Genomic DNA, 12,312 nt, shown 5'->3' with positions numbered 1-12,312 from the left:
TGAAGTGGCTCTCTTCGTGGATTTAGTGGCTCTGAGCAATGGATTGCATGGCTCTGTCCAAATGGATTCGGTGGCTCTATTTTCATGGATTGGGTGGCTCCGCCACCATGGAATACTCATCGTAACAGATTTTTTAAAATCCATAAGTTGACAAAGATTTTGTTTTTTTATCTGTACATTGATGTTGCCATGGTTTTATTGGCATTAGTTGAATTACTAATAATCACATTGATTATCGTAGAAAAATGTAAAAGACACTAGTTCACCCGACCAAAGAATTAAACTAGTGTCTTTACATTAGATAAATTCAGAGGAACCACTGTATCCAGTAGTCTTTCTGTATCTGTATTATAATTGTTAATTCGATTTTATGCAAATTAATTGATTATGTTAGAATAATCATCTAGATGTATGGATTGTTTTGACAAGCTTACATACACCATCACTTAGTCGTTCGATATTTTCTTCATTGAAAATGATATCTTTAGAAGTATGTATTCGATCAAGATAATAGAATAAACCTTTCTTTAAGCTGCAGACTCCATATGCATATTTAAAGTTGAAGTTGTCGGATGGATAAAACCCAAATCCTTTGTTGATGTGTATATTTATATAATTTGTAGATGTAAATGCATTTATAATACTTTCGTGTTTTGATTGATCATTTTTAATTTGTTTCGTTGGAAAGAAAAATATATCATTGCCATCGGATACACAATCAAAATTAATGATAAGTTTATTTTTTATTGATTCTTTATATTCTTTCACAAAAGCAGCAGAACCTAATAAACCGAGTTCTTCATTGTCGAATAACACAAAACATACATCATCTCTTAAGTCTTCTGGTAACTTGATGGCTGATTCAATGATTGTAATGACACCACTTGTATTATCATTTGCAGTATGTTTATTTGCTTTTCCAAACAACATCCATATCATAATAATTATCCACGAAATACTAGAAGCAATATTGAGTTCGAACCCATTAAATAAATCTGTCCAAATAAATAATTGAATAAGAACAATGTTCATTAAGAATATGAGTATCAATACACAAATAATAATCGCAATTTGTGACAAAATAAGTCCGAACAAATTATTAGGCACAATTAAATTTGGAAATGGTAACACCGCCTGTGTATCATAGTGAGCCGTAAAGAATATCTTAGCTTTTTCTATATTTCCAATAATTATATTGTTGTTTATACCTTTATTTTGAACAGTTGGACAATACCCATATTGGTTAAGTTCATGAATTATATATTTACGAAATTCTTCTTTTTGTTTTTTTGTTTTTCGAACTTGAAAGTGATCAAGAATTCTATGACTCGTTTCATTCATTGTTATTTCTCCCTTAGTTTTTATACTTTAAGCTTATCATAAAGTAAACATTCAAGTATTGTCTACTTATTATAAAAATGCGATTTAATTTAATTTGAAAAGTCAAGGCTAACCTTATCTAAATTAATGAAAAAAAGGCATTTTAGATCAAATAGGAACATTCGTAACAAATTTAGTGGAATTCACAATATTTTCACATTGGACATTTATAATAGGAATTGGCTACTGGATGTAGTAACGGTGAACCCTCTGAATAAAAAGGACAACATCTTGAGTTCTCAAAGATTCCGATTTTGTAGGAGGAAAATGTGTATGTATATTTATCTATATATTGATGTTGCCATGGTTTTATTGGCATTAGTTGAATTACTAAAAATTACATTATTGATTATAGAAAAATGTAAAAGACACTAGTTCACCCTATCCCAATGGATTACTAGTGTCTTTACATTAGTTAAATTCAGAGGAACCACTGTATCCAGTAGTCTTTCTGTATGAATATTAAACAATTGATATATATAAAAGTCAAGACTAACCTTATCTGGTTCGATTAAAATAAGACGTTTTAGAGTAAATAGGAACAGTTGAAATTGTAACTGGATGTAGTAACGGTGAACCCTTGGAATAAAAAGGGTTACATCTTGAGTTGTCAAAGATTCCGATTTTTGCACAAGGACGTGTTTATGTATATTTATCTATACATTGCATTCGTTGAATTACTAAAAATCACATTGATTATCGTAGAAAAATGTAAAAGGCACTAGTTCACCCAAACCCAAAGGATTAAACTAGCATCTTTTGACTTTAAATAATTCAGAGTAACCATAGTATCCAGTGGTTTTTCTATTTGGTTTTATGCAAGAATATATTTTTTTAAATTTATGATCTTATTTCATATACATTTCATAAATGATTGATAATATAGTTTTCGGATAAGGAGTTGGTTGTTTTGATACATAATGCCTATGCGTATATCACAAGAAAGAAAGTAAGAACGGGTATCTTGTTTTTGATTTTAATGGTTATACTTATAAGTCTTTATGGATGTTTGAGTATTCTCTCATCCAATACGCAATTAGAAAAGTCTTTATATACTGCAAGTCAAAGTTCAATTGTGGTTTCAAAAAAGGATGGTTCTGAATTTAAAAATCAGATCTTTAATAATTGTGTATATGAATATGAATTTGTTTCTAAGTTAGAAGGTACAAAGGTTGTTTCTGCAAAACAAGGCGTATCACTGGATTCTTTGCCGGAAGAATATAAGAATGTAGTGTCTGTTTTGGCAACCAATACTAGTTCGAAGAATATCTTATTTCAAAGTGGTGTATTTACTTTAACTTCAGGAAAAAATATTGAATCAAAGGATCGTAATAGTATTTTAATTCATTCAGAACTAGCTAAAAAGAATCATTTAAAAGTAGGGGATACAATACGTTTAAATTCTCATACTTATACAATCAAAGGAATCTTTGAAGGTAAGAAGCATGAGACATATACTGGTTTATCATCGGATTTTAGTGAGAATATGGTATTTGTAGATTACCAATCCTTAGATACGAATATGGTTACTAAATTGACTATAGATTCAAATGATTTAAAACAAGTTCAATCTATATATCCATCAAGTGAATATATTGTATCTAAAGATACGAAGGCTTATCAATCCGCATTAGAATCTGCACAAAGTGTGAAACACATGATTCAGATTCTGTGTTATTTCATTATTGTTTGTGGGCTTATTGTCTTATCTTTAGTATTAACCTTATGGCTAAGAAATCGCGTTCATGAAATTGGTATCTTGTTGTCAATAGGTAAAGGTAAGATGGAAATTATTTTCCAATTTGTTTTAGAACTTATCTTTATATCCATTCCTTTAGGAATTGTAGTATGTGTTATAAGTTTGGTTTTTAATCAAGTATCAAGCTTTTTGTTGAGTTATGGCTTGTTGATGAGTATTATTATCGTTTCTGTACTAATCGCGAGTCTTATGATCATGATCAAAAAGCCAAGAGAAATATTATCAAAATTGAGTTAGGAGAAATAAAAAATGAGTGTATTAGAAATGAAAGATGTAACGTATGGTTACACAAAATTAGAACATATTTTATTTGAAGTGAATCAAAGCTTTGAGTGTGGAAAGTTCTATGCGATAATCGGAAAATCAGGTGCTGGTAAATCCACCTTATTATCCTTACTTGCAGGTTTGGATGAGCCTGAATCTGGTGAAATCTTATTTGACGGAAAAGATATTTCAAAAACGGGATATACAAATCATCGTAAGAATCATATTTGTCTGGTATTTCAAAACTACAATTTGATTGATTATTTAACACCCTTAGAAAATGTACGCTTAGTCAATCCCAAAGCTTCGCCTTCCATTCTTTTGGATTTAGGACTTGAACAATCCCAAATTAATCGTAGTGTCATGAAACTATCGGGTGGTCAGCAACAAAGAGTTGCGATTGCACGTGCTCTTACAAGTCATGCACCTATTATCTTGGCAGATGAGCCAACGGGAAATCTAGATAGTGATACGGCTAGTGAAATTATTGATATCTTAAAGGCTCGTGCTAAAGAAAGAAATAAGTGTGTGATTGTTGTGACACATAGTAAAGAGGTGGCAGATGCCGCTGATGTTGTATATGAATTAAAAGATAAAAAGTTAAAGAAGAGGGGGAAATAGAATGTTTAAGAATGCATTTAAATATGTAACTCGAAAAAGTGTGAAGTCATTCATTCTATTTCTTGTCATTATGATTATGTCAAGTCTTTGTCTAGTCGGACTATCTATTAAGGATGCGACAAACAAAGCGTCCAATACATCATTAGGCTCGATTACCAATAGTTTTACTATGGAAATCAATCGCCAAGTCAATTTTGGAACGCCTAGAGGTGCAGGAAATGTTAGGGGTAAGGATATCGAAAAGATTTGCACTTCTAAAGACATTGATTCCTATGTAAAAAGAATCAATAGTGTAGCTGACTTAGTCGATCATGATATTATTTTAACTTCAAATGAAACTGAAGAGCGTCTTTCTAAATTTAAATCGACTGTGATGCTTACAGGAGTCAATGAATCAAAAAAGGAGACGAAATTTGTATCGGGTGCCTATAAATTAGTAGAGGGTAAGCATCTAAATAGTAAGGACAAGCATCAAATTTTGATGCATAAAGATTTAGCTAAAAAGAATCATCTAAAAGTTGGAGATAAGCTTTCTCTTCGTTCAAATATTTATGATGCGGATAATGAAAAAGGTGCGGATGAAACAGTAGAAGTGACAATCAAAGGATTATTTGATGGTCATAATCAGGGTGGTGTGACTGCAGCTCAAGAATTATATGAAAACAATCTAATTACAGATTTAGATACAGCCGCTAAAGTTTATGGCAACACAGAAAAAACAGCCGTATATCAAGATGCAACGTTCTTTGTGAAGGGGAATAAAGATTTGGATCAAGTCATTAAAAATCTAAGAAAATTAGATATCAACTGGAATGAGTATGTATTAGTTAAAAGTACATCGAATTATCCAGCACTTCAAAAATCGATCGGTCAAATGTATTCTGTCGCAAATAAAATGTGTATTGGATCTTTGATTTTTGCGTGTATCGTTGTTACTTTATTGTTACTCATGTGGATGAATGCACGAAGAAAAGAAATCGCAATCTTAATGGCTTTAGGTATTTCTAAAACGAAGATTTTCACTCAGTTTGTTCTAGAACTATTCATGATAAGCATTCCGTCTTATATCTTTGCGTACTTTATCGCTAGTAAAGCCGCATCAAGTCTAGGTACAAAAGTATTGAATCAAGTAACTACAGGTGTTGCCAACCAAATCGCAAAAGAATCCGCTTCAAATCAGCTTGGTGGTGGAGCTGAAGTGGATGGCTTTAATAAGATGTTGACACATATTGATGCACAAGTTGAACCAAAATATATGGTGTATGTTATTATATTTATGTCAATTGTAATGTTAGTTGCACTTATTGTTTCTACAACACACTTGTTAAACAAGAATTGTAAAGAATTAATGAATGAGGAAGAATGATGAAAATATTGGTAGTGGAAGATGATCATGTAATTCGTGAAGGATTGAGTGAATTTCTATCGGAGTCTGGATATACAATAATTCAGGCAAAAGATGGTAAAGAGGCATTGGAAAAGTTTAATACAGATATTCATCTGGTGATATTAGATATTCAAATTCCATATATTAATGGATTGGATGTTTTAAAAGAAATCCGTAAAGAAAGTGATTTACCAATTCTAATCTTAACGGCTTTCAGCAATGAAGAATTCAAAATTGATGCCTATACAAACTTAGCGGATGGCTACATTGAAAAACCATTTTCACTACCCGTATTAAAAGCTCGTATTGATGCACTACTTCAGAAGTATGATATTTTTGAATATAAAAATGTGTCGGTTAATTTCAAAAGCTATACAGCTACAATCAATGGTAAGATGATTGATATCAATGCCAAAGAATTAGAAATATTAAAATACCTTTTAGATAATGTAGGGATTGCCTTAACTAGATCACAAATATTAGATCATGTTTGGAAAGATAGTGAAGAAGTTCCTTATGATCGAGTAATCGATGTGTATATTAAGGAATTACGTAAAAAGCTTGGATTGGATTGTATTACGACCATTCGTAATGTGGGCTACAAATTGGAGAAATCATGAAAAAATTAAAAATATTCCCAAAAATATGCATACAAACCTTTAGTGTAATTGCTATTATTGTTTTATTTATTCATTTATTTGTATATTTGATATTTCCAAAAACATATTTAGATGTTCGAAAAGAAGAAATTAATAATAAGGCTAATGAAATTACTGAAAACTTGAATGGCAAATCTGAAGACTATATTGAACAAGCTTTAGATTTCTATTCCAACACCAATGAAATCAAAGCGTTTATCAAAAAGAATACTTCATCGAATGAAGTAGAAATCAAGAATAATTTAAATGTTGATTTAAAAAGCTCAAACAATTCTTTAATTATTGAAGAAAGACAATTAAAGCTGGATACAGGTGAAGAAATTAGGCTTCAATTTGTTTCAACAGCTGACATGCAAAACCAAGCTAAAAATCTAAGTTTACAATTTCTTCCTTACTCATTAATCATATCCCTATGCTTTTCGGCCGTTGTCTCTTTGGTGTATGCCAAATCCATTAAAAATCATGTGGTTGAAATCAAGAGTGTAACCGATCAAATGATGGCATTAGATAAGAAGGCTCGTCTAGAAATTGATTCGAATGATGAGATTGGTCAATTGAAGGCACAAATTAATGATTTGTATGAAACACTTCTTGATTCCATTTCCAATCTAGAATTGAAAAATAAAGAGATTCTAAGATTAGAGAAAATAAAATACGATTTCTTTAAAGGGGCCAGCCACGAATTAAAAACGCCTTTGGCAAGTCTTAAAATTATCTTAGAAAATATGAAATACAATGTGGGTAAATATAAAAATCGAGATGTTTATATTGATGATTGTATTGATTTAGTTGATCTACTAACGAAGAATATCCAACAAATCTTATCTGTTTATTCCATAGAAAATCTAAAGGACGATGAAGAAGTTGTTTGTATCATAGATGAATTAAGTAGTGTACTTCAAAAATATGATGTATTGATTCATCAAAAGGAATTGCATATTCAAAATGATCTACAAGATGAAACGATGTATATTGGTAAAAGGGCACTACATATGATTTTATCCAATCTAATCGGAAATGCGATCAATTATACGCATGAAAAGGATACGATTTATATCGGAATCGAACAAGACTGGTTCTATATTCAAAACAAGTATGATTCAAGCCAACCTAAAGGAAATGGCCTAGGTTTATATATTGTTCGTAATTTATTAGATAACTATAAAATGAAATATGAAGCGATTGAAGGAGAAGATTATGTCTTCAAGATTCAATGGAAACGATAGATCCTTATTATGAGGATCTTTTAATTATTATTTAAAAAGATTTTTGGAAGTTAATAATGTTTTCACATTGACGGTTTACAATGAATCTTATAGTAGTTTTATAGTTAAAATTTGTTGAATTTCACCTCATACTAACATAAAATGTTAGCGAGAAGTGAAAACATGATAGTTACATATGAAATGTTAAAGGAAAGTCTAACGGATTATAGGGCTAAAGATAATAAAATCAAACGTATGGCTGATAATAAAGAAATCATTAAGCTCACTAGAAATCTGTATGAGACAAATAAAAATACACCTGGCTATGTTGTTGCGAATGCGATTTATTCACCATCTTATTTATCATTTGATTATGCCTTAGCTTATTATGGATTGATACCTGAAGCAGTATATACATATACAAGTGCAACTTTTGGTAAGGGTAAAAAGAAATTGTATAAAAATGATTTTGGAACTTATACATACAGAGATGTACCTACTCATATTTATCCTTATGGTTTACAAATTTTTCAAGAACAAGATTATTCATATGTCATGGCAATACCCGAAAAAGCTTTATGTGATAAATTATACACATTAAAAGTGGTACGTAATAAGAAGGATATGTACGATTTATTATTTAATGATTTACGTATAGATATGGATGTCTTAAAACAATTAGATTTTAATGTATTATATACTCTTTGTGATAACCATGGATCTACTAATATGAAATACTTAAAAAAAGTGTTAGGAGATTTAGATGAAAACAATTCTTGAACAAATGGTTGAGATTTATCAGCCTAAAAACAATTCAAAATATAAAGACACTCGATTGAGTGTCTTTGTGTTAATCCAATATCTCAATATAATTCACATTGACATATTGTGTGGATATAGGTTCATTGTTGACTTTGGCATGCAAAAAGAATTGGTCAACATCCTCATAGTTTTTATCATCCATACAAATATAGAATAAGCCATCCTCGTATTTAGCTTCAATAATATGATCTTCACCAAGAATTTCAATGGCCACTTTACAAGGCTTTTGTAGAGCATAATATAAGTCAAATAAGTCCATATAGTTAGGATCAAATTGAATCAGAGAATATAAATCAAGTATGATATATTTCATGATCGTTAAATCTCCAAAGAATTGGGAATAGATCAATCTTTGCGATTGGAACTCTTTCGCAATCAATAGAAGTTGTATGGCTTGATCTTCATTACCTTCTTCCACATATATCTTCGCAAGTCGCGAATAAATTTCAGGAACTGGATCAAAAGTATTTGTGGCCCCTTGAATCAATGGATATAAGCCTTTAATGATTTCGACATATTTCGCATAATCCTTTGAAACATAATATCCATTCTTATACATATCCGCAAGCTTATAAGCTGCCACAAGATTTCCTTTATCACTAGCTAGCTTATAATAATGAAAAGCTTTTTTATAGTCTGGTTGGCCGACTCTACCATAATAGTAGATATAACCTAAACATTCATAGGCATCTACATACTCAAGACGAGCGGCCATTAAATAATATTCTTCTGCCAAATCAAACTGTTTTTGACCATAGTACCAACCACCAAGTTCAACCATATACTCAGGTTCTTTTGTTTCTTGTATTAAAAATTCTAGAGCATGGATCAATTGAATATCATCCTCATATTTTGGATTTGTCAAATCATAATAATCATCTAGAATTTGTTGCGCTTTTTCAATAGTTAATTCCATATTACCTAACCTTCTTTGTTTGTTTCTTTAACTTCTTGTATTCCATTTCTAAAATTGGAATAAAAGGTTTATTGACTTCTTTCATCCTTGATTTCTTGCTTAAGAAACCTTCCAACATATCTTTTATACCACTTGTTGTTAATTCATCCTCAACATCAAAATATTTCGGTGTGAATTGCCAAACTGAATAACTATCATTATACAATTCTTCCATCTTTGCACAACGCGGAATCTTCTGATAATGAAATAAGTATACGATTTCTTCATCCGTATTGACATCTTTTAATATAGTTCCGATTGGATAATAATTATAATACGATACGTTTCTAGATATGTATGCATTTTCTTTCAATTCCAATACTTCTTTGTTTTCTTTCTTTAACTGTTTGTTCACATAACGATTCACATTCGTGTTAAAAATATATTTTAAACCATGTGGATCTGGCTTGATTTTGATTTCTATATCTGTATTGATGAATAGATTTAAACCTTTTAATTCGATATTACCATTTGTATTTGGACAAACATATCCATATATTTTATCGCCTTGAATTTTTGATAAAAAGTAAAGGGAAGTATTATATTCCACTATATCTCCTATTTCAAATGTAAATTCAATGTTTTCAAATAAATCAATATGATGTACATCACTATTTTTCAATAATTGAATCTTTCTTTGGATTTGTATCAAATCTTTGCTTGAGACTTGTTTTAGAATTCCCTTGATATTTTGAATGGGAATTCGATACACATTGTTTAAATACAGATAGGAATCGCTAAAAGTGCCTGTTTTCTTATCTTTATGTCCATCTTTTAAAGTATATTGAATCTTTGGATTCTTTTTCTTTGTGCTTCCCGCATATCCATACAAATACTCTTTGTCTTTTTTGATAATCAAAAAGGGACGTATACGATGGGGGTTATTGATATCCACTAAATTGTCTTCGCACACTGGCATACGACAAAAGACAAGGTGTCCGGGTTGGATCGTTTTGAATAAATTCAATTGTTCATCTAAATAATTTGTTGATTTTGCGACATACGTTTGTTTCATCTTTTTTGGTGGATTTAAATCCTTCTTTTTTTTCATCTTTTTTGATGGATTTAAATCTTTCTTTTGTTTGATCTCAATAGGTTTTTCATGATGGAATAAACGCTTAATAAATTCTATGATTCTCATGTTATGTTCCTCTTAAGGTTAATTTTATCACATAAGTTCAAATTTCATGAATTACATAATATAATATATACAACAATCAAAACTAGATTGGATATAAACAATAAAAAAGGAGGAGTTTCGTTGGTACGTATATTAGAAAACGCAAATCGCTTACGTAAAGAAGTAGTTTTTGATTATTATAAAAGAACATGTCAAAACGATTACTTTGACTATGATTCTATGACTCGTAAAGAGATGTTTGAAAGAATGATTGAAACCTATACCCCTGAGTATTTAGTTTCTATTTGCACGACTTGGGAATTAAAGGCTTTAAGAAGATTATTGCGCAACCAAAACTTAGAAGATGATCGCTATCGCTTTGAAAGAACGGCTCTAAGTTCTAAATTTTTATATTTTGATCAAGAATTGCCAGAAGAATTCAAAAAGAATGTCAAATTGGCTGTAAAGAACATTGATTTAGACCAAAAGGCCGAAAACGATGAACCAACCATTGTCATCTTAGGAATTATACGTGCCTTTGGCATTATTGAACCCTCACTGATTCAAGCTGTCTGCAGTGCATGTTCCTTTAATTATAAATCCATTATTGAAAGTGAACTCTTTAATTTCTGGGCTTATTTAAAAGATGACTATCGCTTAATTGATGATAGTTTTGCGAATGAATATGTGTATTGGGATTATAAAGAAATGTTAGAGCACATTCGCGACAGTCGTATTCAACATGAAAGATTTGAACCTAAATTCTTAGATCAAGATAGTTATATTTCAATTTTTTATCATGGATATGACGCGACAAATTCAGACATCAAGAAATTCTTTACTTTGGCAAAGAATGAAGTGTCAGATATAACTACATTTAAAGATGAGTTCTTTAATCATCTATTAAGTGGTACGGTAAATGAAGAAAAGATTGAATTGATTCCATTCTTTTATCAATTTTCACAATCACTTTTAAAATCCTATCGCAAGGCGGTTGTACAAATTTCATTGCCAAACTACTATGGATTGAGTATGGATTCCTATAAAAAGATGAAGGATCAGGCTCACTTTAATGAAAAGTTACGCCAATTCAATGAGCCTCAGACAAATGCTTGTATCGAACAAAAAGATACGCGCTTATTCTATAAATTATATTTTAGTATCTTGGATTTTGTGAATTCAAAAGAACAAATTATTCCTAATAAAAAAATTGATCCAAATATCTATATTGAACCCGATGAACTAGTCAATGTGATTGAAGTCTTCTGGAAAGACAAGGATCGTTTTATTGATGAATATATCGAAAAAAATCCATCCAACTTTACATTCCGTAATCTAAATATCATTTCGAATTTTAGATATGGTATGCGCAAGAATTTCTTGTTGGTGGTATATGAAAAGAATTATACAGTATTGAATGATGAAGGTATTAACTATATGGTGAAAGGTTTAAATGAAAACTTAGATCAGTTTATTGCCCCAGAAAAAACACCTATGTTGATGCAGACAGCCATTATGCCATTTAATGGACGTATTATTTATGATGGCTTTATTTCAACAACCAATATACGTTTAGCCCAAGATATTGTATCGAAGGCATTTGAAGATTATAGTTACGGACAAAAGATTTATTCTTTATTGCCCGAAAATTTAAATTAGAAGGAGAAATTAATCACTATCCAAAAGAATCCGTGTATGATAATTTCTTTCGTATTTGTTTGCCAGATTCAAAAGTAAAATATGAAAATATACACCACTATATATCATTGATATTTGTACGGTTAAGGAACTTCAATATTTAAAAGGAGTTGTTGAAAATGATTATCGAGAAGATGATGGTGAACTTAACTATATGGTTAAAGGTTTAACTTCAAACATAGATGAAATTGTTCATGTAGATCAACTTCCGGCCTGTGTCATAACAGCACTATTACCATTTAAAGACGATATTATTTTCGATAGTGTCATAGGTACTTCACAAATGGTATTAGGATCCAATGTAGCTTTAAAAATATTCGAAGATTCGAACGCACAACCCAAAGTATATACTCTACCAAATGAAAGAGGGGCTGTAACGAGTAAGTGAATTTTATCGCTTATGGAGTTCAGCTCCTCTCTTTTTGTTTTATAGCTTGTAATT

At 30.6% G+C, this 12,312-nt stretch carries 11 protein-coding genes; 8 read left to right on the top strand and 3 right to left on the bottom strand.

Annotation, left to right across the window (positions count from 1 at the left end; translation table 11 throughout):
- Positions 1 to 399 precede the first annotated feature (399 nt).
- Entirely contained in the window at positions 400 to 1,341 is a 942-nt protein-coding gene (locus Q0E86_RS10385; protein ID WP_295756874.1) for a M28 family metallopeptidase, read from the bottom strand.
- Positions 1,342 to 2,290: 949 nt separating this feature from the next.
- On the opposite strand from Q0E86_RS10385, the gene Q0E86_RS10380 reads away from it, so the two are divergent.
- The 6 genes from Q0E86_RS10380 to Q0E86_RS10355 all read left to right on the top strand — a co-directional run bounded on the left by Q0E86_RS10380 (position 2,291) and on the right by Q0E86_RS10355 (position 8,055).
- A complete protein-coding gene (locus Q0E86_RS10380; protein WP_295756871.1) occupies positions 2,291 to 3,376 on the top strand; it encodes an ABC transporter permease in 1,086 nt (361 codons plus the stop codon).
- 12 nt (positions 3,377 to 3,388) lie between these two features.
- Positions 3,389 to 4,024, top strand: coding sequence for an ABC transporter ATP-binding protein (locus tag Q0E86_RS10375; protein ID WP_295756868.1), 636 nt, complete (start codon positions 3,389 to 3,391; stop codon positions 4,022 to 4,024).
- Between the two features lies 1 nt (position 4,025).
- Complete coding sequence (locus tag Q0E86_RS10370; RefSeq protein WP_295756867.1) at positions 4,026 to 5,390, top strand: ABC transporter permease; 1,365 nt, start codon at positions 4,026 to 4,028, stop codon at positions 5,388 to 5,390.
- On the top strand, positions 5,390 to 6,031 hold the full coding sequence (locus tag Q0E86_RS10365) for a response regulator transcription factor (RefSeq protein ID WP_295756877.1): 642 nt from the start codon (positions 5,390 to 5,392) through the stop codon (positions 6,029 to 6,031). Before Q0E86_RS10370 ends, Q0E86_RS10365 begins: the two co-directional genes overlap by 1 nt.
- Complete coding sequence (locus tag Q0E86_RS10360; protein WP_295756866.1) at positions 6,028 to 7,296, top strand: HAMP domain-containing sensor histidine kinase; 1,269 nt, start codon at positions 6,028 to 6,030, stop codon at positions 7,294 to 7,296. Before Q0E86_RS10365 ends, Q0E86_RS10360 begins: the two co-directional genes overlap by 4 nt.
- A gap of 162 nt (positions 7,297 to 7,458) precedes the next feature.
- Complete coding sequence (locus tag Q0E86_RS10355) at positions 7,459 to 8,055, top strand: hypothetical protein (RefSeq protein WP_295756865.1); 597 nt, start codon at positions 7,459 to 7,461, stop codon at positions 8,053 to 8,055.
- 70 nt (positions 8,056 to 8,125) lie between these two features.
- On the opposite strand, the gene Q0E86_RS10350 is transcribed toward Q0E86_RS10355, so the two are convergent.
- The gene (locus tag Q0E86_RS10350; protein WP_295756864.1) at positions 8,126 to 9,013 is read right to left on the bottom strand and encodes a tetratricopeptide repeat protein; all 888 of its coding nucleotides are present in this window, start codon (positions 9,011 to 9,013) and stop codon (positions 8,126 to 8,128) included.
- A 1-nt stretch (position 9,014) separates the two neighbouring features.
- Positions 9,015 to 10,193, bottom strand: a complete 1,179-nt coding sequence (locus Q0E86_RS10345) for a hypothetical protein (RefSeq protein WP_295756863.1) — start codon at positions 10,191 to 10,193, stop codon at positions 9,015 to 9,017.
- Positions 10,194 to 10,313: 120 nt separating this feature from the next.
- Here Q0E86_RS10345 and Q0E86_RS10340 point away from each other — a divergent pair, with 120 nt between their 5' ends.
- Positions 10,314 to 11,831, top strand: coding sequence for a hypothetical protein (locus Q0E86_RS10340; protein ID WP_295756862.1), 1,518 nt, complete (start codon positions 10,314 to 10,316; stop codon positions 11,829 to 11,831).
- 193 nt (positions 11,832 to 12,024) lie between these two features.
- A complete protein-coding gene (locus tag Q0E86_RS10335) occupies positions 12,025 to 12,258 on the top strand; it encodes a hypothetical protein (RefSeq protein WP_295756861.1) in 234 nt (77 codons plus the stop codon).
- Positions 12,259 to 12,312: the final 54 nt, after the last annotated feature.

It is taken from the genome of uncultured Holdemanella sp. (assembly GCF_934754935.1).
Classification (GTDB): domain Bacteria; phylum Bacillota_I; class Bacilli_A; order Erysipelotrichales; family Erysipelotrichaceae; genus Holdemanella.
The sequence above is the reverse complement of the archived record's forward strand: the minus strand, read 5'-3'. Positions and strand labels throughout refer to the sequence as shown.